The following is a 20,813-nucleotide window of genomic DNA, read 5'->3' as shown; positions in this document are numbered from 1 at the left end:
AACAGCGGCATCTACAGCCCGTACCTGCGCGACTACAACATGTTCGTCGGCCTGACGAACCTGGTCTGGTCGCCGGTGAAGGACCTGGATATCGGTGTGGAAGTGCTCTACCAGCGCCTCGACATCGCCAAGGGTCGCGTCTACGACGCCAACAAGTATGGCACGCTGACCGGCAAGACCACGACGTTCGACGACAACTGGCTGACCCGCCTGCGTATCGACCGCACCTTCTGATTGCTGTCCAGCAGCATTCAGTCCAGAGAACCCCGGCGCAAGCCGGGGTTTTTTTGTATTTGCAACAGGCTGATGTGGGCGAACAGCGCCGCGTGAAGGCCCGGGGGGCTTGGGGGCTTGGGCGCGCAGAGCCCGCCCGGTCCTTGCCCGGCATCCCGCAGCCAACAGCCATGGCGCGCCCGGCCGGCCGCAACCGGGGGCGGTTGTTCCGGAGCTGCGCGCCGTGGCTTGCGTTCACAGGTTCAGGTGGCGCGCTTCCGGGTCATGATCGGCACATGTGACCGCCGCCCTCGTCAGCCGGCGTCGGCAAGATCACCGGCGGCAACGGGATCAGGCAGGTGCGCGAAGCGGTACGCGCAAAGGTCTTCTGGCCAGAACCTGGACGGTTACCGGCGCATGCGCCCGCGCCCGGATTGATGTTCCGGCAATCGCCCGGCCAGTTCTGGCGCCTCATTCCTGGGCGCGCTTCCATGACGTCCCGCGCGGCGGCTTCAGGCAAAGTGTTCCTGACCAGGTGTTCCTGGCCAGGTGTTCCAGGCGACGTGTTCCTGAATACGTATTCCTGGCGCCCTCCAGCCGGTGACGTAAGGCCAGAACGCGCCGCGTTGTTTCCGCGCGGCCGGCCTGTCAGTCCGCCGCCACGGGCTCTGCCGGCCTGATGCTGGCGGTGGTTTCCGTGGAGGCGGTGAGGGCGGCGGCGACCGGGACTGGAGCCTGCGACGGCGCAGGACTGCTGGCGGTCGTCGTGGCCATGCCGCGCTTCAGATCATCGGCGATGCGCAGGGGGGCGCCAGGTTTCAGGCGCTGCCGGTAGACCTGCAGGTTTTCCATGACCCGCTGCACGTAGTTACGCGTCTCACTGAACGGAATGAGTTCGACCCAGTCGACCGGGTCCACATTGGGATCGCGCGGATCGCCATGGGCGGCGATCCATTTCTTCACATTACCGCCCCCGGCGTTGTAGGCGGCGAAGGTGAGGATGTAGGAGCCGCGCCAGTCGTCCAGCAGGTCTCCCAGATGCCAGGCGCCAAGTTTGGCGTTATAGACCGCGTCGGTGGTCAGGCGCCCCTGATCAAACGGCTGGCCGGCGCGCTGCGCCGTGCGCTGCGCCGTGGCCGGCATCAATTGCATGAGGCCGCGCGCGCCGGCCGGGGACATGGCGGCTGGATCGAACACGCTTTCCTGGCGGGAAATGGCCAGCACCATGGCCCGTTCCACGGTCTTGCCGGCCTGCGTGAATAGCGGCACGCCCTGCACCGGCCACGCGATCTCCGCCAGCGGCAGGCCGCGCTGCATCGCCGCCTTGCCGATCATGACCATGGCGCGCGCGTCATTGCGATTGGCGGCGAGGCGCGCGACCAGATCAATGACCCCGGGGTCGTCCAGCGTCCTGGCCACGCCCACGTAGAGTGGCGTGGCGAGGTCGTCCGCGTCCGCCTCATGCAACAGCCGGATCGCCCTTACGGGCAGGCTGTCGATGGCGTCGCGTGTCGCCGGCGGCTCCGGCGGGCTGACCGAAAGGGTGTTTCCGGCCAGTTTGATGCGCGCCAGCTGGCCATAATAGGTGGCGCCATGGCGCGCCGCGGCGTCGTAATCGGCGCGGGCCGCCGCCAGATCGCCCAGGGCCTCATGAGCGCGGCCCCGCCAGTAGGACGTGCGCGCCAGGGAAACCGGCGTGCCGGCGATTTTTGCGGCGGCGTCAAAATGGGCCAGCGCCGCGTCCGCCTTGCCGAGATAACGCAGGGCGATCCAGCCGGCATGGAATTCCGCCTCGATTTTCAGGGCGTCGCGCTCGGCGCCGTGGCGGCGCACGAGATCATAGGCGATATCCGCCTTGCCTGCGTCGAGATAACGGCGGGCGAGGATGCGCCGCTCGATCCACCATTCGTCGCCGCCGTCCAGATCCAGCGCCTCAGGCGGCACGCTCTTGTGGATGGCCAGGGCGCCGTCATTGTCGTCTTTCTTGCGCAGGAACAGCGCCTTGGAAAATTGCCACGACGGATCCTTGCGCAGTGCGGCGGGGACCGCCTCCAGCGCCTTTTCCGCCGCTTTGCCGGGCTGCTTCACCTGGGCGACCGCCATGCGCGCGCGGGCGAGCTTTACATGGTCAGGTCCGGCGAGCGCCGCCGCGCGCAGCGCCACATCCCACTTTTCCCGAAGCAGGAAGTGTTCCATGCGATTGCGGTGCTCGGCCTGCGTCAACTGCTGCGGATAATCCGCGACCAGGCGCTTCTCGATTGCCGCCGGCAGCGGATCATTGCGCCACATGTTGATGACGAGCCGGGCGGCGCTCGTTGTGTCGCCGCGGACGCGGCGCGCGTCCGCCAGCAGCAACGTCCCATGCGGCGTCTCGGGCTCCTTGCCGGTGAAAAAGGCGATGACCGCGTCAGGGCCGGCCTTTTGCCGCATCAGCGCGTATTCGGCCTGACGCTGCGCCAGATCGCCGGAGGGCCAGTCGGGATACTTGCGTAAAAAGGCGTCGATCCGCCCGAAGGGCATGGACGGGCCATTGTAGCGGATGGCCAGCCATTCCAGCAGGGCGCGGGCAGCGGGGTCGTTGAGCCGCGCCGCCGCGGCGTCGCCGTCGGCCAGCTTGCCGCCCCGGTAGGCGTCGATGGCCTGGCGCAACACCGCCGTCGCAACGCCGGTAGGCGGGGCCACGATTGGCCGGTCGTTGACAGTCAGCGCCGGATCGGTCAACGGAGCGGGAAGCGCCACGGCGCCGGCCCGCTCGACAAGGCCAGGCGGCTTTGGCGCTGGCATTGTTATGACCGGCGGCGATGCGGCCTGCTGCTGCACGCGCGGCGGAATCACCTTGGGCGGCGTTTTGATTTTTGCGACGTGAAATCCGGGTCCCCAGTGCAGGCCGGCGTAGAGCGCGCCGACGGCGACAGCGCCGGCGGCGGCCGTCGCGCCAGCGGCGAGAATGCGCCGGCGTGGCCGGCGGCGGTGTTGCGGGGCGCCTTGCGCGGCGTTTTCACGGGGCTGGGTCATCGGCGCCCTTCCACGAGTTCAAAAGAGCAGGTATGTCTTTAATCCAGCGCGGGAGCCTGCCATCCATGATCTCACTCCCGCGTGAGCGGCACGTGTTCGATAGGACAGGAATGAGACATCAGTCAGGCAGCAGATGCGGCCAGTCTGACGTCTTTGGGTCCGATTCAGCAGCATTTATGGTTAAATGGACGTAAATGCGCGGAGGCGTCTGGTTTGACCACCGCGTTTCCGGGGCATGACCGGGTTCAGGGTATCAGATATCAATTTGCTGGCGGATACTCCGCCTTGCGGCGTCACAGTCCAGGAACATTCATGACAACGCACACGAACTTCAAGGGAGCTTTTACCGCCCTCGTGACGCCGTTTGGCGCCGATGGAGAGCTCGACGAAGGGGCCTTTCGCGCTCACGTGGACTGGCAGATCACCAATGGGGTTCATGGGCTGGTGCCCGTCGGCACCACGGGCGAAAGCCCGACACTCTCCCATGACGAGCACCGCAAGGTTGTCGAGTGGTGTATCGCCGAGGCAAAAGGGCGCGCCCCGGTCATCGCTGGCGCCGGCTCCAACAACACGCGCGAAGCCGTTGATCTGGCCCGGCACGCGGAACAGGCTGGCGCCGACGCGCTGCTGGTGGTGACGCCCTACTACAACAAGCCGAGCCAGGAGGGGATGTACCAGCACTTCCGGGCCGTGAACGACGCGGTCGGCATCCCGATCTTCATCTACAATATTCCGGGTCGCTCCATCGTCGACATGTCGATCGACACCATGAAGCGCCTTTATGAATTGCCCAACATTGTCGGCGTGAAGGACGCGACCGCCAACATCACCCGCATCAGCATGCAGCGCCTCGCCATGGGCGAGGACTTCATCCAGCTGTCGGGCGAGGACGGAACCTGTCTTGGCTTCATGGCCCATGGCGGCCATGGTTGCATCTCGGTGACGGCCAATGTCGCGCCGGCGCTGTACAGCGAGTTCCAGAACGCCTGCCTGGCCGGAGAGTACGACCATGCGCGCCTGCTCAACGACAGGCTGATGCCCCTGAACATGAATCTGTTCTGCGAGCCCAGCCCGTCTCCGGCGAAATACGCCCTGTCGCTGCTGGGCCGCATGGGGCCGCATGTGCGCCTGCCGATCGTGCCGGTGACGGATCTGGGCCAGGTCGCGGTGCGGGCGGCGATGGTCCACGCCGGATTGCTGGAGAGCGCCTGAGCATGGCCGCTGCCAGCAAGGACGACCGCAAGATCGTGGCGGACAACCGCAAGGCCCGTTTCAACTACGAAATCGTTGAAACGGTTGAGGCGGGCATTGCGTTGACCGGCACCGAAGTCAAATCGTTGCGCACCGGCAAGGCGACGATCGGCGAATCCTATGCCGGCCCTTCCGGCAACGAGCTGTTCCTGTTCAACGCCTACATTCCTGAGTACCTGCAGGCGAACCGCTTCAACCATGAGCCGAAGCGGCCGCGCCGCCTGCTGCTGCACGCCCGCCAGATCAGCAAGATGATCGGCGCCGTGCAGCGCGACGGCTTCACCATCGTGCCGCTGCGCGTCTACTTCAACGACCGGGGTCGGGCCAAGGTCGAGCTGGCGCTGGCGCGCGGCAAGAACGCCGCCGACAAGCGCGAGACGGTCAAGAAGCGGGAGTGGGAGCGGGAGAAGGGCCGACTGTTGCGCGACAAGGGATAAGCGGCGAACGGCGAAGCCGCCGCCGCACGGTTGCACGGCTAACGGATGCCCGCTCCGGCGTGCATCCGCATCGGCCGGGGCCGGCTCTGTTTACCCGGAGGGGCGCAGGTTCTTTCTGGCGGAACGATGACTATCCTGCTGGCGGAGGATGTCTTGCTGCTGGGCGCCGGCCCGCCAGCTGAGGCGCTCGCCGCCCTCACGGAGCCCGTTTCACCCCGCCGCCGGCGTATCTTCCATCGGCATATCTTCGGGCCGTGCTCCTGGCGCCGCTCCGGAAGAACTGACGCGGCCCTGGACGCGCCGGCAACGCCCGGGACATGCCGGCCGCGCGCCCCGACGTGCGGTTACGGCTCCACTTCCTCGTCGCCATTCTGGCGAATGCCATAGCGGCTTTGCAGGTTGCGCGGGCGGTCTTCGCCGCGCCCCTCTGGCGCGCGCTCGCCGCGCGGACCGCGCTCGGCGATATCCCGGCCGACCCGCGCGGCCAGATTGGCAAGATCGATGAACTCGTCAGCCTGGCGGCGCAGCTCGTCGGCCACCATCGGCGGCTGGGTCACGATCGAGGAAATCACGGTGACGCGAAGCCCCCGGCGTTGCAGGGCGTTGACCAGGGAGCGGAAGTCGCCATCGCCGGAAAACAGCACCACCCGGTCGAGGTAGGGCGCCATGTCGAGCGCGTCGATGGCCAGCTCGATGTCCATGTTGCCCTTGACCTTGCGGCGGCCCGAGGCGTCGATGAACTCCTTGGCCGGTTTCGTGACGACGCGGAACCCGTTGTAGTCGAGCCAGTCCACCAGCGGGCGCAGCGAAGAGTATTCCTGGTCGTCGATCATCGCCGTGTAATAATAGGCGCGAACGAGCACGCCCTGGGCGTTGAACTCTTTCAAAAGTCGTTTGTAATCAATCTCGAAGCCGAGATTGCGGGCGGTTGCGTGCAGGTTTGCTCCGTCAATGAACAAAGCAATGCGGTCGCGGCTCGTCATGGCGCCTCAAATGAATGGGCCGGGGACTGTCGTCGCGCCGGCGGGAAATCAAATCGCGAAGTATCGGAAGAACGCCCCTGACACTAGACGAAAAGCATCAGGTCTACAATTGTCCAGGTTAACCGGTTGACGGCTCCGGGAGGCGGAGAGCGTTCGACGGAGCGTCCATTGGGCCGAAAGGGCCGCGCAGACACGCCAGCCGGCGCGCCCCCGCGCGGATCGGCGTAGCCCGCGCGATCAGCGCATCCCGCGCGGCGACGCGGGCGTGGCTGGCGCCGCGCGATGCCGGGGGTCTCAGGCGACGAGGCCGCGGCTTCCGGGTTTGACCGCCGGGATCGCCGCGAGTTCTGGCGGCAGCTGGTCCGCCGCATAGTCCGGCACCTCGATCGCGGCCAGCGACACCAGCGGCGCGCCGATGTCGACCTTGCCGCCGGAGCGGTCGATCAGGCAGGCGGCGCCCACCACATTGGCCGAATAGCGGGCGATGGCGGCCAGACACTCGCGCGACGACAGCCCCGTGGTGATGATGTCCTCGACCATCAGCACGCGCGCGTCGGCCGGAATTTCGAAGCCGCGGCGCAGTTCAAACTGGCCCTCGACACGCTCGACGAAGATCGCTTTGGCGCCCAGGTGCCGCGCGGTTTCGTAACCAGGCACGATGCCGCCGACCGCCGGCGAAACCACCACGTCGATCTTGCCGAAGGCCGCCTCGGCCTTGCGGGCCAGCGCCTTGCAGACGCGCTCGGTGCGCGCCGGATCCTGGAAGATGAACATCTTCTGGATGAACACGGGGCTGCGCCGCCCCGAGGACAGGATGAAGTGGCCCTCCAGCAGGGCGCCGGCGTCGCGGAATTCCGCCAGGGTTTCTTCCTGGATCCGGGCGTCTGCCTGGGTGGACGTGTCTTGCTGGGTCATGAGCCTTGCACTGGTGTTCGGGCTACGACGCCTATTCAATAACGCGTTCGACGTTGTTGACGACGCGTTTGGCGCGCAGCTCCGCGATGATGTTGTTGAGGTGTTTAAGGTCCCAGACGGCGAGGTCAACCGTCACATTGGTGAAGTCGGCGGTGGGGCGCACCATCGACACATTGTCGATATTGCCGTCGTGGTCGGCGATCACCTGGGTGATCTGGGCCAGGCTGCCGGGCTCGTTGATCGACTTCATCCGGATGCGCGCCGGGAAGCGCTGGCGGTTGCGTCCGTCCACGTCCCAGCGCACGTCAATCCACCGCTCCGGCTCATTCTCGAAACCGGCCAGCGCCGGCGACTGGATCGGGTAGATCGTCACGCCCTCGCCCAGGGTGAAGATGCCGATGATGCGGTCGCCCGGCACGGCGCCGCCGCCTGGGGCGAAGCGCACCGGCAGATCCTTGCCGGCGCCGCGAATCGGCAGGGCGCCGGGGTTGTCCTGGTTGTTGCCGGGCAGTTGCAGCTTGACGCTGCTGTCGGTTTTCAGGTCGAACCAGCCGGCCATCGACGGGGCGTCCGGGCTGACGCGGCTGTCTTCCTGATAATCCGGATAGATCGCCTTCACCACGTCGCCGGAGAAGATTTCGCCGCGGCCCACCGCCGCCAGCACGTCCTCGACCGACTGGCGGGCGAGGCGGGGCAGGGCGCCGCGCAGCTTGTCGTCGGAGAACGCCTTGCCGGCGCGCTCGAAGGCGCGCTCCAGGATCTGTTGGCCAAGGCCGGCGTACTGCTTGCGCACGGCGCTGCGCGAGGCGCGGCGAATGGCGGCGCGCGCCTTGCCGGTCACCACCAGGCTCTCCCACGCCGCCGGCGGCGTCTGGCCGTTGGCGCGGATGATGTCGACCTCGTCGCCGTTCTGCAATTCCGACAGAAGCGGCGACAGCCGGCCATTGATCTTCACGCCGACAGCGCTGTCGCCCACGTCGGTGTGCACGGCGTAAGCGAAGTCGATGGGCGTGGCGCCGCGCGGCAGGGCGATGAGCCGGCCCTTGGGCGTGAAGCAGAACACCTGGTCGTGGAACAGCTCCAGCCGGGTATGCTCCAGAAACTCCTCCGGGCTGTCGCCTTCCGCCAGCAGGTCCACCGTGCGGCGCAGCCAGCGATAGGCGCGGCTTTCCACCGCCAGGGCGTCGTTGTCGTTCAGTCCCTCCTTGTAGAGGGCGTGGGCGGCGATGCCGAGTTCGGCGACGCTGTCCATGTCGCGGGTGCGGATTTGCAGCTCGACCCGCTGGTGCCCCGGGCCGACCACCGTGGTGTGGATCGAACGGTAGTCGTTCTGTTTGGGAGTGGAGATGTAATCCTTGTACCGGCCCGGCACCATCGGCCAGGTGGTGTGGACCACGCCAAGGGCGCGATAGCAGTCGGCGACGCTGTTGACGATGACGCGGAAGCCGAAGATGTCCGACAGTTGTTCGAAGCCGACGGACTTGCGCTCCATCTTGCGGAAAATCGAATAGGGCGACTTGGCGCGCCCCCTGACCACCGCGTCGATCCCCGCCGCCGCCAGCCGGTCGCGCAGGTCGCCTTCAATGCCTTCGATCAGGGCGCCGCTGCGCCCCACCATCTCTTCCAGCCGGCGTTTGATGGTCTGCTGGGCGTCGCCGTTGAGATAGTGGAAGGAAAGCTCTTCAAGCTCCTGCCGCATCTCCTGGATGCCCATGCGGCCGGCCAGCGGCGCATAGATGTCCAGGGTTTCCTGGGCGATGCGCTGGCGTTTGTGCGGCGGCACGAACTCCAGGGTGCGCATGTTGTGCAGCCGGTCGGCCAGCTTCACCAGCAGAACCCGCACGTCCGCGGCGATGGCGAGCAGCAGCTTGCGGAAATTCTCGCCCTGCTGCGCCTTGCGCGAGACGAAATCGAGCTTCTTGATCTTGGTCAGACCATCGACCAGCGCCCCGATCTCCGCGCCGAACAGCCGGTCGATCTCCTCGCGGGTGGCGTCGGTGTCCTCGATGACGTCGTGCAGGATGGCGGCGACGATGGTCGCGTCGTCCAGCTTCATGTCGCAGAGAATGGCGGCGACAGCGAGCGGATGGTTGAAATAGGGATCGCCGGAGGCGCGCACCTGGCTGCCATGGGCGCGCATGGCGTAAACATAGGCGCGATCGAGCAGGGCTTCGTCGGCGTCGGGGTCATAGCTCTTGACCCGCTCGACCAGCTCGTACTGGCGCATGAACGGCTTGCGGGCCGGTTTTTTGACCTCAGGCGCGGCTTGCGGCGCGGGCGCGACGGCGCTTTCGCCGCTGGAGATCACGGCCACGGGCGCTCCGGTCGCCGGGGCGCTGCTGGCGGGCGCCGGCGACGGCGCGTCATTCTTGCTGATATTCTTTTGCTTCGCCACGGATGCGCACCTGTAGCATTTCCCGGCGGCGCAGATATGCCTGCGCGTCGGAACAATGCGCCAAAGCAGACGGACAAGATGGGAGCCCGGTCAGACCCCGCCGGGGCGGCGGTTTGCCTGGATGCGAGCGCCTTTCATGCGCTGCCTGTAACAGTTCTATGAAACGGCCCGTGGCTTTCGTCAAACCACCGCCCGATGCGTTTTCACGAAAAGCAGGCGTCGTTCCCCGCCTGCAACAGCCGGTCTGGCTTCGCCGCGACAGGAACACGCCTTGCAGAAGCCGCGCCGGCCGCGCGGCGGGAAGGCGCGCCAATGGGACGCCATGGCGCCGCCTGGTCATGCCCGCAGTAGCCTGGCGTCTTGTGAACCCGGGAGGCGGCGTTGCTGGTCAGCGTCGCGCCTTCTCCAGGCCGACGTCCGCCATGATGCGGCTGATCATGTAGGGATAGAACGGGTTTGAGGACATGCGCAGCGACGTGTCCATGCCAATGACCAGCGCGCCGCGCTCACCGCGGATCGCCAGCGCCCCCAGCGTCACGCCGAAGTTGTCGGCCGGATCGGGGGTCAGGCCATAAAGTCCGTCCTGCATGGGAAACGGCAGGGCCACATGCGAGAGGGAAAACACGTCGCGCGGCCAGGACAGCCCGAGGTCACGCGTCTGTTCCGTCGCCGCGCCCGCTTCTGTGACGCGGGCGACCGCCGCGCCCGATCCGTTGGCCGTGATCACGCTCAGGCGGAACCGGCGCGGGCTTCCCGCCTTGATCCGGTCCGCCTCCGCGGCGAGGCCGGGGCGGAACAGGGGCGCGAAATGCGCGGCCCGGTTGATGTCGAACAGCACAAGCTCGCTGCCGTTAGCGGGCAGCTGGGCGTACAGCGCGTCGATGACCGCCTGCGACGACACCGTGGCGTCGACCGTGGACTGAAAGGTCAACACTGGCGGCATGCCCTGCCAGCGGTTGTCGCGGGCGTGCGCCAGCAAACGTTGTTGCAGGGCGCTGGTCAGCAGATGCGACTGGCGCGCCGCGTTGACCGGAAACGAATTGAATTTGAACGGATTGAATTCCGGCTGAACGCCCAGCCAGGCGCTCTTGGCGAAGGCCGGGAAGATGGCCGGCAATCCCGCCAGCCCCGCGAAGCGGGCAAAGGCGGTGACGCCCACCATCGGCGACAGCAGCACAAGCCGGTCTGGCTTCGCCAGGGCGGCGTTGTCCATGGCGTCCATGGCGTACATCAGCGCCAGCGCGCCGCCATTGGAATAGCCTATGACATGCAGCGGCTTGCCTGGCCCGCTGCGCTTGCGCGCCTCCCGCACGGCGAGATGCGTGGCGGCGAGCCAGTCCTCCCATTCAACGCCAGTGAGACCGCCCGGCGTCGCGCCATGGCCGGGCATGCGGATGATGACGGAAACGAAACCCGCCTCGCGATAGCGTTGGGCGATGTGGCGCAGGCTGTAGGGCGCGTCGGTGAGGCCGTGCAGGAACACGGCCGCGCCGCGCGGGGCGCCGCCTGGCGCGAGGATGGTCGAGCGGTTCCAGTCGGTGGCGAAGTTGCCCGGATACACCCGGCTGCCGGGCGCATAGCGGTTGAGCTCCGTGCGCAGTTCCGGCGGCAGCCTGTCTGAAACCCTCGCGCGAACCTCCGCGAAAATCCGCTGTTCAGCCGCCAGATAACGCTCCCAGGTCGCGTGCTGAAGCTCGTCGCGTGACAGCTCTTCCGGCGCGAACGTATGCCAGGGGCTCAGCGGCGCGCTGCGCCAGGCGTCGAAGGCCCGGGCGCCCAGCAGGGTCGCCACGACCACGCTGGCGAGCACCACAGCGCGCCGGAGATATCGGAGGAGGCGCCCGCGCATGGTCCGTTTCATGGCGCGTCCGGTCAACCGATGCGCCGGGCCGGCGCCGCGACGGCGCCAGCCAGCACCGGCGTCGCGGCGCCACGGGCCAGCAGGCGTTTTGTCTGTTGGTTGGTCATACTTTCCCCGGGCCAGCGCGACCGGCTTTGCAACCAGCGGCGAGCGCGCGCCATATGTGTTCACATCGCCAGGTTTATGGAACAGCCGCCCGGATCACGCGCGGGCGCGGCAAGAGCGCGGATCACGCCGGGCCGCCGCGCGCCGCAGACCGCGCCGGCAACTGCCGCACGCGCTGGCCCGGGTGCAACGCCTGCACGCCCGCCGAGACAACAATGTCCCCCGGCTCCAGGCCATGCGCGACGATCACCTTGTCCGGGTCGAAACGCAGCACGTCGACAGGGCGCAGGGACACAGTCGAGGTGGCCGGATCGACCACCCACACCGCCGGCGTCGCACCCTGCTGGGTCAGCGCGCTGGCCGGGATGGCGATGATCGACGGCGTGCTGATTTCCAGCACCCCGGTCACCGTGGCGCCGAGGCGCATGGCCTCCGGCGGATCGGTGAGGCTGACCTTGACCGGGAAAGCGCGCGTGGCGGGGTCAGCCTGGATCGCGACCTCACGCACCGTTCCGATGGCGCTCACCGCGGGATTGTCGGCGAGGGCGACGCGAACCCGATAGGTTCCCGCGTGATCCTCCAGCAGCCTGGCCGGAACCTGAAAGACCGCGTCGCGTCCTTCCTCCCGCGCCATGGTGATCACCACCTGTCCTGGCTGCACCACCTCGCCAGGTTCGATGGAGCGGGCCGTCACCACCCCCGGGACCCCGGCGCGCAGTTCGGTGAAGGCCAGCCTGTCCCGCGCCAGCTCCACCCGCGCCTCGGCGTTCTCCACCGCGGCCTGCGCGGTCTCCCGGGCCCGCAGGGCCTGGTCAAAACGTGGTCGCGTGGTGAAGCCCTGCGCCATCAGGCGCTCCTGGCGCGTGAAGGTATTGCGGGCGGTGTCGAGCTCGCCGCGCGCCGCGTTCAGCGACGCCTGGGCCGCCGTCAGCTCATTGCGCTCCAGCGTCGGATCGAGGCGGGCGACCACCTGGCCGGCGCTGATCCGGTCGCCCACATTGACGTTCCGTTCGCTGACGCGGCCATTGATGCGGAAGGCGAGGCCAACGCTTTTCTCGGCCTGGATTTCACCGCTCAGCCGCACGTCGCTGGCGACCGCGCCGGCCTCGGCGCGGATGACGCCCACCGGACGCCCTTCCGCCGCTGGCGGCGCCGCCTCCTAGCAGGCGATGAGCGGCGCCGCCAGGCTGACTGCGGCCGCCACGCCCAGAACGCTTCGGGGCAGGGACCGTTTGGGCAGGGACCGTCTGGCTGGAAACCGGATCATGCCGAAACTCCCACAGCGGTGGTCGCGGCCGGGGCGCCGGGCGCGGCCCGCGCCGACCGGCTCCGGTTGAAGACCGTAACGTAAAGCACGGGCAGCAGCACCAGCGTCAGCACGGTCGCCACCAGCAACCCGCCCATGATGGCGAAGGCCATCGGCCCCCAGAACACGGTCGGCGCGATGGGGATCATGCCGAGCACTGTCGAGATCGCCGTCAGCATGATCGGCCGGAAACGGGTGGCGGCGGCGTCGAGCGCCGCGTCCACCACGCTTTTGCCATCGGCCCGCTCGGCCTCGATCTGGCCGATGAGAATCACCGCGTTCTTGGTGATGATGCCGATGAGGGCGAGAACGCCGAGCAGCGCCACGAACCCGAGCGGCTTGCCGGACAGCAGCAGCGCGCCCACCACGCCGATCAGGCCAAGCGGCGCGATGACGAGCACGATGGCGAGCAGCCGGAAGCTGCGCAACTGGGCCATCAGCACGGTGAGCATCACCAGCAGCATCACCGGCACGACGGCGAGAACCGAGGCCTGTGATTTGGCGCTTTCCTCGACGGCGCCGCCGGTGGCGATGCTGTAGCCGGCCGGCAGGCTCCTGCTGAGCGCCTCGATCGACGGCTTCAGGGCGCTGGCCGCCGTTTCCGGCAGGGTTCCGGGGCGAACGTCGGCGGCGACCGTCAGGGTCGGCGTGCGGTCGCGGCGCCACACCAGCGGCTGGTCGAGGCCATAGCTGAAGGTCACGAACTGGGACAGCGGCGCCGTGCGCCCGCCGGGCAGCGAAACCTGCATGTTGCGCAGGGTCTCCAGCGAGGCGCGCTCTGCGTCGCGCGCCCGCGCCACCACGTCGATGAGGTAGATATCGTCCCGCACCTGGGTGACGGTGGCGCCGGACACCACGGAGTTGAGCGCCGCGGCGACCGCCGAGGAGCTGAGCCCCAGGCGCCGCGCCTCGTCCTGGTCCACTTTCAGCTGCAACTCCCGCGCCGGCTCGATCCAGTCAAAATTGACGTGATCGGTCCGGGGATTGGCGGCGATGGCCTGGGCGACCTTCATGGCGATCGAACGAACCTCGGTGATGTCCGGGCCGCTGACGCGGTACTGCACTGGCCATCCCACCGGCGGTCCAAGCTCCAGCGGGTAAACGCGCGCCACCACATTGGGAAAGTCGTGCGCCAGCATCTTCTCCAGTTTTGCCTGCAGGCGCTCGCGCGCCGGCACGTCCTTCGCGACAATCACCGCCTGGCTGAAGAAGTTGTTGGGCAGTTGGGCGTTCAGCGGCAGGTAGAAGCGGATGGCGCCGCGTCCCACATAGGCGCTCCAGCGCGCCACGTCGGGATCATCCTTCAGCGTCGCGTCGAAGCGTTTGACCATGTCCTCGCTGGCGTAGATCGAGGCGTTCTGGGGCAGCGTCAGGTCAACCAGCAGTTCCGGCCGGTCCGACGCCGGGAAAAACTGCCGGGGCACCAGCGGCAGGGCGAGCAGCGACAGCACGAACAGCGCGACCGTCACGCCGATGGTGACCCAGCGCAGCCGGATCGCCCCGGAGAGGAGCTGGCGGAACAGGCGCTCCACCTTGCCAGGGCCCGGCGGCTCCGCGCCAGGCGCCGGCGCCTTCAGCATGGCGACGCCCAGCACCGGCGCGAAGATCAGCGCCACGAACCACGACGCCACCAGCGCCATGCTGACCACGGCGAAGAGGGAGAAGGTGTACTCGCCGGCGGAGCTCGCCGCGAAGCCGATGGGCAGGAAGCCGGCGATGGTGACCAGCGTGCCGGCGAGCATCGCCATGGCGTATTTGCGGAAGGCGAAGGTCGCGGCGCTGGCCTTGTCGTCGCCGGCGGCCAGCCGCGTCACCATCGCGTCGGTCGTGGTCATGGCGTCGTCGACCAGCAGGGCGAGGGCGATGATGAGCGCGCCAAGCGAGATGCGCTGCATGTCGATGCCGGACACCAGCATCACCGCGAAAACCACGGCCAGGGTGAGGGGAATGGAGAGCGCAACCACCAGGCCCGGGCGCACGCCAAGGCTCAGAAAGCTCATCGCCATGATGATGGCCACGGACTGCCAGAGCGAGGTCATGAAATCGGCGATGGCGTGGTCCACCGTCACCGCCTGGTCGGCGACCAGCGTCGCCTCGACGCCCACCGGAAGGTTGGCGATGATCCCGGCCATGGCTGTCTTGATGTTCTGGCCGAGGGCGAGAATGTCGCCGCCGTCGCGCATGGCGACGCCAAGGCCGATCGCCTCGCGCCCGTTGACGCGGAACATCGGCTGCGGCGGATCCACATGGCCGCGCCGCACGGTGGCGATGTCAGCGAGGCGCACCATGCGGTCGCCCACCGGGAAGTTGACGTTGAGCAGGTCGGCTTCCGATCCGAACGCGCCGGAAACCCGCAGCGACATGGTTTCGTTGCGCGTCTGGATGGCGCCGGCGGGGCGGACCACGTTCTGGCTCTGCAGCGCCGCCAGCAGCGCGTTGCGGTCGATGCCGAGGTTGGCCAGCTCCCTGACGGAGAACTCGATGAAGATGCGCTCGTCCTGGGCGCCGATGATCTCGATCTTCGATACGTCCGGAACCTGAAGCAGACGCGAGCGCGCGGCTTCCACATAGTCGCGCAGTTCGCGCCCCGAGAAGCCGTCGGACGTAAAGCCGTAGATAATGCCGAACGTGTCGCCGAACCGGTCATTGAACAGCGGCCCGACCACGCCCGCCGGCAGCGTATGACGCATGTCGGTGACGAGATTACGCACGCGATACCACGTGTCCTGCACGTCGCGCGCCGGGGTGGACTGCTTCAGGTCAACGAAAATGGTCGTCACACCGGGGCGCGTGAAGCTGCGGACCGTATCCAGGCCCGGCGTTTCCTCAAGCTGGCGCTCAAGACGCTCGGTGACTTGGGTCAGCATGTCCTCCATCGTCGCGCCTGGCCAGGCGGCGGACACCACCATGGTCTTGATGACGAAGGCGGGGTCTTCATTGCGGCCGAGCCGCTCGAACGCGAACACGCCCGCCGCGACGGCGATGATCATCAGATAGATGACGACGGAGCGGCTTCGGAGCGCCCATTCCGAGAGGTTGAATTTCATGGTGTTTCCGCTCCGCCCAGACGCACCTGCTGCCCCTCGCGCAGGACATGCGCGCCCGCCGTGACGATGATGTCCCCAGGGGCCAGCCCCTTGCCGATCTGCGCCATGGCCGGATCGGCGGCCACCACCTCGACCTGGCGCAGCGACACCGTCGACGCCGCCGGGTCAACCACCCACACGCCGGCTTCCATGCCCTTGTCCTTGCGCCGCGTCAGCGCCGTCGCGGGAATCTGGATCGCCGCCTCGCCGTCATCGCCGGTGCGAACCGATACGGCGGCGCCAAGGCGCAGCGCGGGCGGCGGATCGGAGAGGCCGACCCGCACGGTGAACGTGCGCGTCACCGGATCCGCCTGCGGGGAAATTTCCCGCACCCGCCCCTGCGCCGTCACGCCTGGCTGGCCGGCCAGCGAGACGGTGGCGGCGTCGCCCGCGTGCAGGGCGCGGACGACGTCGGCCGGGGCCTCGAACACCGCGTCGCGGCCATCGCGCCGGGCAAGCTGCACGATCATCCGCCCCGGAGCGACCACCTCGCCAGGTTCAGCGCCGACGCGCGTCACCACGCCGGGCGCGTCCGCCTTCAGCGTGGTGAAGCCCACGATATCTTCCGCCGAAGCGACGCGCGCCTGGGCGGCGGCGACCTGGGAGCGGGCCGAGAGGCGGCCCTGTTCCGCCGCCTCGAAATCGGCCCGCGAGATCACGCCGCGCGCCAGCAGCTGGGACTGGCGCAGGTAACGCCCCTCCGCTTCGCGCAGATGCCCTTCCGCGGCCGCAAGCGCCGCCCGCGCCGCGCGCAGGTCATTGAGTTCATTGGCCGGATCGAGCCGGGCGATCACGTCGTTTTCACGCACCGGGGCGCCCACGCCTGCCTCGCGCGCCACAACGCGGCCGCCGATGCGGAACGACAGGTCGACGCGATCCTGCGCCGCGATATGGCCCGTGAAGGCGAGCGCGGAGGCTGGCGGCTGGGGCGCGACCGTCATGGTCCGCACCGGCCGGACTGGCGCGGGAGGCGCTTTCGCGTCCTCCTCTCCGCAGGCGCAGAGCGCGAGGCTCATGACAATGAGCGCTGAAACGGCGAGACAATGCGACCGCGCGCTGTCAGTTCTTTCCGCCTGCACAGACACGATACTCCCCTGAAAGGCCACGGAGCCGGAGGGTCCGCACGGGCCGCGCCGGACTGTCCGCCATTATGTTGTCTTAGGCTCCGGACCCATAAAAACAGTTTCGCTTTTAAGCGCTTTCTGATTCAAGGCTCCCGAAGGGAGCCATCGGATGGACACGCACGTTTTCTGGCTGACGGACGAGCAGTTCGCGCGGCTTGAGCCGCATCTTCCAACAGATACCCGCGGCAAGGCCCGGGTGGACGACCGACGCGTCATCAGCGGGATTGTGCATGTCTTGAAATCGGGCTGCCGCTGGGTGGATGCGCCCCCGATCTACGGCCCGAGGAAAACGCTCTACAACCGGTTCGTTCGCTGGGCAGACAAGGGCATCTGGCAGAACATCTTCCACGCTCTGGCGGCAGCGGGCGGCCCTCCGGCTCAGGTCCTGATCGATTCATCGGCGGTTAAAGCGCACCGGTGCGCCGCTGGCGGAAAAGGGGGGAACGGGCGCAGGCGATTGGTCGCTCGCGGGGCGGTCGCACCACGAAGATCCACGCCCTGACCGATGCTTTCTGCCGGCCCATCGCCTTCCTGCTCACGGGTGGGCAGGTTGCCGACTGCACCGCTGCAGACACGCTTCTCGAGCACATGCCGCACACCGACATCCTGCATGGCGACAAGGGTTATGACACCAATGCGGTGCGCGCGAAAATTGAGAACATGGGAGTTGCGCCCAACATTCCACCCAAGGCCAATCGGGTCTGGAAGAGCTGCTTTTCGCCGGCCCTCTATCGGAAGCGAAATGCGATTGAGCGCATGTTCTGTCGCCTCAAGGACTTCCGTCGCATCGCAACCCGGTATGATCGCAGCGCTGTAAACTTCATGGCCGCAGTCTGCATCGCGGCGACCATCAGCTACTGGTTATGAGTCCGAACCCTAGGCTACAATAACCAGTCGTGACAACGCGGATTATAGAAGACTGAGGAGTATTTCAGGGAGAAATACATGCAGACCCGCGCCAGTTCGGACAATTGCCTGCCGCCGGCGCGCCCGGCGCGTCGCAAACCGGCGATCCGGGGCAGGAGGGCGCGGCGGCGCGGGCCGCACGGCCGGCGGGGGCGCCGCGCCAGGCGGCGTTGAGCGGTCGATTCGGCGACCGCGCCTGTCTCTTGCGATGGTCGCCGCCCGCTGTCATGACTTCGTTCACAAGTCGTCGCCGGGTCGGTCATTGGCCTCAACCCGAGGTTGCGAATGGCGGCGCCGGATCGGTCCGGCTTTGGGGGGCGGGTATGGAAAGCGCTGGCAGGGGATCGATAGCGACGGCCATGATCGTGCTGATCGCGGTCATGCTTGTGTTCGGATGTATTTATTATGCGGGCGCCGTTATCGCCCCCGTGGTTTTCGCCATGTTCATGATCGCCCTCATGTGGCCGTTCCAGAGCTGGCTGCAAACGCGCATGCCGAAGGGGCTGGCGCTTGCCCTGAGCATGCTGGTGGTCGCGGCGGTGTTCCTGGTGTTCGGCTGGATCGTCGCCTGGGGGTTCGGGCGCGTCACCCGCTGGATCATCGCCGACGCCGGGCGCTTTCAGGCGCTGTACGCCATGGGGGTCGCCTGGCTTGAGGGGCACGGGATCGCGGTGGCGGGGCTCTGGGCGGAGCATTTCAACGTTGGCTGGGTCGTGCGCGCCGCGCAACAGGTCACGGGTCGGTTCAACACCACCTTGAGTTTCTGGATCGTGGTGTTCGTCTACGTCATCCTTGGCCTGCTCGAGGTGGACGACGCGGCTCGCAAGGTCAGCGCGCTGAAGAACCAGACCGTGGCTGGCGTGCTGTTGCGCGGCGCCAGCCAGACCGCCGCCAAGTTGCGCAGATACATGGGCGTGCGAACGGTAATGAGCCTCATGACCGGCGCGCTCGTCTGGCTATTCGCCACCGCCGTCGGCCTGCCGCTCGCGGCCGAGTGGGGCGTCATGGCCTTCGCGCTGAACTACATCCCGTTCATCGGGCCGCTGGTGGCCACGGTTTTCCCGACATTGTTCGCCATGGCCCAGTTCCAGTCCTGGGAGGCGGTGCTGGTCGTTTTCGCCTGCCTCAACCTGATCCAGTTTGTCGTCGGGAGTTATCTTGAGCCGCGGGTTGCCGGCTCGGCGCTGTCCATGTCGCCGTTCCTCGTGCTGTTCTCGGTGTTTTTCTGGAGCTACCTTTGGGGGATTCTTGGCGCCTTCATCGGCGTGCCGGTTTCCATTGCGCTGTTGACCTTTTGCGCCCAACATCCCGCGAGCAGCTGGTTTTCTGACCTGCTTGGGGCGCCGCCAAAAGGCGCGGCGGCGGACTGACTTTTCCGCCGGCGGCCAGGACGGCGCCATATGTCGGACGCGGCGGCGCCGTTCGCTCCGCCGTCGACCTGACGCGGCGCGAAAGGCCGACGTAACGCGGCGCGGGAAGCTGGTCATTTTGAGGTGAATGCGGTTCTTCGCGCAAAAACGCTGGGGCGGCTCACTCATTGTCGCATATGCTGGTTTTGAGGCGGTTACGGCCTCCTGCGGACCTTGGGGCGTGACGTCTGGCAGATGGCCCCGGGGAAGCTGTGAGGAAGGCGTGGAACCGTCATGTCCGGATGACGTCGCCGTGCGACATGCGGTTGTGCGGCGCGCTTGCGGAGTTCAGTGTAGCGCTCCAGCTCCCGGGCAGGCGCCGCCTTGCGCGGTTGCCCGGAACGCTGCTTTCCCTGTGTATATTGCGGAGTATTGCCGTGTCTGATCTCGTCGTCGTTGTTTATCCGGATGAACAGAAGGCGGAGGAGATCCGCCAGCGCCTGTTCGAACTGCAAAAGGAATATCTGATCAGGATCGGCGATGCGGTGATCGCCGTCAAAAACGACAAGGGGCAGGTCAAGCTCAACCAGCTGATGAACACGACAGCGGTTGGCGCGGCTTCAGGGGGCCTTTGGGGCCTGCTCATCGGCGCCATTTTCCTGATGCCGCTGGTTGGCGCGGCCATCGGCGCGGCGTCGGGCGCGGTCGGCGGCGCGCTGACCGACTTTGGCATCAACGACAAGTTCATGAAGGAACTGGGCGAAAAGCTTCAGCCCGGCAACGCGGCCCTGTTCGTGCTGGTGCAGGGTGTGACGGGCGACAAGGTGCTGGAAGAGCTGCGCGGCACGGGCGGCGAGGTGCTCAAGACCTCGCTGGACCACAGCAAGGAGCAGGCCTTGCGCGAGGCGCTCGCCGCCCACCCGATTACCCCGGAAGCGGCTGCCGCAACGGCGGCGCCGACGTCATAACCATCCGGGAGCGGATCGTTGTTTTGCATGTGGCCGGGCCCTGTCCCGGCCACATGGGTTTTACGACCGTCTCTCGCCGTTCGGGGAGCCCTTCTGAACGCCGGGGCAGGGCGCGTCCTCAGCGGCATGCGGCTCCAGGCCGCCATTTTCGGCAATGAACGCGATAACGGCGTCAAGGCCCGCGCCGCGCGACAGGTCGGTGAAGCCAAACGGCCGGCGCCCACGCATGCGGGCGGCGTCGGCGCGCATGACGTCGAGGTCAACGTTCACATAAGGCGCCAGATCGCTCTTGTTGATCACCAGGAAGTCCGAGCGGGTGATGCCCGGGCCGCCCTTGCGCGGGATTTCCTCGCCCTGACAGACGGAAATGACGTAAAGCGTCAGATCCGCCAGATCGGGAGAAAAGGTCGCGGCCAGGTTGTCGCCCCCCGACTCGATGAACACGATGTCGAGATCGGGAAAACGGCGGTTCATCTCGGCGATGGCCTGCAAGTTGATCGAAGCGTCCTCGCGGATCGCCGTGTGCGGGCATCCCCCCGTCTCGACGCCCATGATGCGGTCCTCCGGCAACGCCTGGCGGCGGGCGAGGATCATGGCGTCTTCCCGGGTGTAGATGTCGTTGGTGATGACGGCGATGGAAAAGCGGTCGCGCAGCGCCTTGCACAGGCGCTCGGTCAGCGTGGTTTTGCCTGAGCCGACAGGGCCGCCGATGCCGACGCGCAGGGGTCCGTTTCTGGATGTCATGAACGCAGTCGCCTCAGATGTTGTCATGCGGGGCGCGCCTGCGTTCCGCATGGGGCGTGGTTTGCCCGCAGAAGCCTGGTCTTGCGGAGTGGACGCTACTTTGCATCAGGAAAACATGGTGTTTCAACACCATGAAGCACGCCGCGCAAACTGGC

14 protein-coding genes and 1 pseudogene are annotated in these 20,813 nt (G+C 67.2%); 6 read left to right on the top strand and 9 right to left on the bottom strand.

Going from position 1 to position 20,813, the window contains the following annotated elements:
- Nucleotides 1-234, top strand: a pseudogene (locus EV666_RS18155) (porin); the annotation flags it as partial.
- Between the two features lie 627 nt (nt 235-861).
- On the opposite strand, the gene EV666_RS04530 reads toward EV666_RS18155, so the two are convergent.
- Nucleotides 862-3,228: a lytic transglycosylase domain-containing protein gene (locus EV666_RS04530; protein ID WP_132003718.1), complete on the bottom strand. Its 2,367-nt coding sequence runs from the start codon at nt 3,226-3,228 to the stop codon at nt 862-864.
- Between the two features lie 312 nt (nt 3,229-3,540).
- Between EV666_RS04530 and dapA the strand changes: the two genes are divergently transcribed.
- Together dapA and smpB are read left to right on the top strand one after the other, a co-directional pair.
- The gene (gene dapA, locus EV666_RS04525) at nt 3,541-4,440 is read left to right on the top strand and encodes a 4-hydroxy-tetrahydrodipicolinate synthase (protein WP_132003715.1); all 900 of its coding nucleotides are present in this window, start codon (nt 3,541-3,543) and stop codon (nt 4,438-4,440) included.
- Between the two features lie 2 nt (nt 4,441-4,442).
- The gene (smpB, locus tag EV666_RS04520; protein WP_132003712.1) at nt 4,443-4,916 is read left to right on the top strand and encodes an SsrA-binding protein SmpB; all 474 of its coding nucleotides are present in this window, start codon (nt 4,443-4,445) and stop codon (nt 4,914-4,916) included.
- Nucleotides 4,917-5,260: 344 nt separating this feature from the next.
- Here smpB and EV666_RS04515 read toward each other — a convergent pair whose 3' ends face one another.
- The 7 genes from EV666_RS04515 to EV666_RS04485 all read right to left on the bottom strand — a co-directional run bounded on the left by EV666_RS04515 (nt 5,261) and on the right by EV666_RS04485 (nt 16,508).
- Nucleotides 5,261-5,899, bottom strand: a complete 639-nt coding sequence (locus tag EV666_RS04515; RefSeq protein WP_132003709.1) for a LabA-like NYN domain-containing protein — start codon at nt 5,897-5,899, stop codon at nt 5,261-5,263.
- A 294-nt stretch (nt 5,900-6,193) separates the two neighbouring features.
- Complete coding sequence (gene pyrE / locus EV666_RS04510) at nt 6,194-6,814, bottom strand: orotate phosphoribosyltransferase (protein WP_132003706.1); 621 nt, start codon at nt 6,812-6,814, stop codon at nt 6,194-6,196.
- A 31-nt stretch (nt 6,815-6,845) separates the two neighbouring features.
- Nucleotides 6,846-9,041, bottom strand: coding sequence for a RelA/SpoT family protein (locus EV666_RS04505; RefSeq protein WP_132003788.1), 2,196 nt, complete (start codon nt 9,039-9,041; stop codon nt 6,846-6,848).
- A 556-nt stretch (nt 9,042-9,597) separates the two neighbouring features.
- Nucleotides 9,598-11,058 (bottom strand): alpha/beta hydrolase, encoded by a 1,461-nt coding sequence (locus EV666_RS04500; protein WP_132003703.1) that lies wholly within the window; start codon nt 11,056-11,058, stop codon nt 9,598-9,600.
- 241 nt (nt 11,059-11,299) lie between these two features.
- Complete coding sequence (locus tag EV666_RS04495) at nt 11,300-12,301, bottom strand: efflux RND transporter periplasmic adaptor subunit (protein WP_132003700.1); 1,002 nt, start codon at nt 12,299-12,301, stop codon at nt 11,300-11,302.
- A gap of 137 nt (nt 12,302-12,438) precedes the next feature.
- Complete coding sequence (locus EV666_RS04490) at nt 12,439-15,528, bottom strand: efflux RND transporter permease subunit (RefSeq protein WP_132003697.1); 3,090 nt, start codon at nt 15,526-15,528, stop codon at nt 12,439-12,441.
- A complete protein-coding gene (locus EV666_RS04485) occupies nt 15,525-16,508 on the bottom strand; it encodes an efflux RND transporter periplasmic adaptor subunit (RefSeq protein ID WP_245514203.1) in 984 nt (327 codons plus the stop codon). Before EV666_RS04485 ends, EV666_RS04490 begins: the two co-directional genes overlap by 4 nt.
- Nucleotides 16,509-16,800: 292 nt before the next feature.
- Between EV666_RS04485 and EV666_RS04480 the strand changes: the two genes are divergently transcribed.
- The 3 genes from EV666_RS04480 (at nt 16,801) to EV666_RS04470 (ending at nt 19,914) form a co-directional block, all read left to right on the top strand.
- A protein-coding gene (locus EV666_RS04480; protein ID WP_132003691.1) for an IS5 family transposase occupies nt 16,801-17,558 on the top strand; the annotation gives its coding sequence in 2 pieces (ribosomal slippage) (nt 16,801-17,134 and nt 17,134-17,558; 759 coding nt in all).
- Nucleotides 17,559-17,920: 362 nt separating this feature from the next.
- Entirely contained in the window at nt 17,921-18,967 is a 1,047-nt protein-coding gene (locus tag EV666_RS04475) for an AI-2E family transporter (protein WP_132003688.1), read from the top strand.
- Between the two features lie 416 nt (nt 18,968-19,383).
- Nucleotides 19,384-19,914, top strand: coding sequence for a DUF1269 domain-containing protein (locus EV666_RS04470; RefSeq protein WP_132003685.1), 531 nt, complete (start codon nt 19,384-19,386; stop codon nt 19,912-19,914).
- Between the two features lie 60 nt (nt 19,915-19,974).
- Here the strand turns inward: EV666_RS04470 and ureG are convergent, their stop codons facing one another.
- Nucleotides 19,975-20,658 carry an urease accessory protein UreG gene (ureG, locus tag EV666_RS04465; RefSeq protein WP_245514202.1) on the bottom strand — a complete coding sequence of 228 codons (684 nt, stop codon included), beginning with the start codon at nt 20,656-20,658 and terminating at the stop codon, nt 19,975-19,977.
- Nucleotides 20,659-20,813 lie beyond the last annotated feature (155 nt).

The sequence above is a fragment of the Camelimonas lactis genome (assembly GCF_004342915.1).
Classification (GTDB): domain Bacteria; phylum Pseudomonadota; class Alphaproteobacteria; order Rhizobiales; family Beijerinckiaceae; genus Camelimonas; species Camelimonas lactis.
Note: the sequence above shows the minus strand (reverse complement) of the source record. Positions and strands in the feature narration are given on the sequence as shown.

Coding starts and splice junctions, on each gene's coding strand:
- EV666_RS04530 (WP_132003718.1), bottom strand. CDS start 3,228: ATGACCCAGCCCCGTGAAAACGCCGCGCAAGGCGCCCCGCAACACCGC.
- dapA (WP_132003715.1), top strand. CDS start 3,541: ATGACAACGCACACGAACTTCAAGGGAGCTTTTACCGCCCTCGTGACG.
- smpB (WP_132003712.1), top strand. CDS start 4,443: ATGGCCGCTGCCAGCAAGGACGACCGCAAGATCGTGGCGGACAACCGC.
- EV666_RS04515 (WP_132003709.1), bottom strand. CDS start 5,899: ATGACGAGCCGCGACCGCATTGCTTTGTTCATTGACGGAGCAAACCTG.
- pyrE (WP_132003706.1), bottom strand. CDS start 6,814: ATGACCCAGCAAGACACGTCCACCCAGGCAGACGCCCGGATCCAGGAA.
- EV666_RS04505 (WP_132003788.1), bottom strand. CDS start 9,041: ATGCGCCAGTACGAGCTGGTCGAGCGGGTCAAGAGCTATGACCCCGAC.
- EV666_RS04500 (WP_132003703.1), bottom strand. CDS start 11,058: ATGCGCGGGCGCCTCCTCCGATATCTCCGGCGCGCTGTGGTGCTCGCC.
- EV666_RS04490 (WP_132003697.1), bottom strand. CDS start 15,528: ATGAAATTCAACCTCTCGGAATGGGCGCTCCGAAGCCGCTCCGTCGTC.
- EV666_RS04485 (WP_245514203.1), bottom strand. CDS start 16,508: ATGACGGTCGCGCCCCAGCCGCCAGCCTCCGCGCTCGCCTTCACGGGC.
- EV666_RS04475 (WP_132003688.1), top strand. CDS start 17,921: ATGGAAAGCGCTGGCAGGGGATCGATAGCGACGGCCATGATCGTGCTG.
- ureG (WP_245514202.1), bottom strand. CDS start 20,658: ATGACATCCAGAAACGGACCCCTGCGCGTCGGCATCGGCGGCCCTGTC.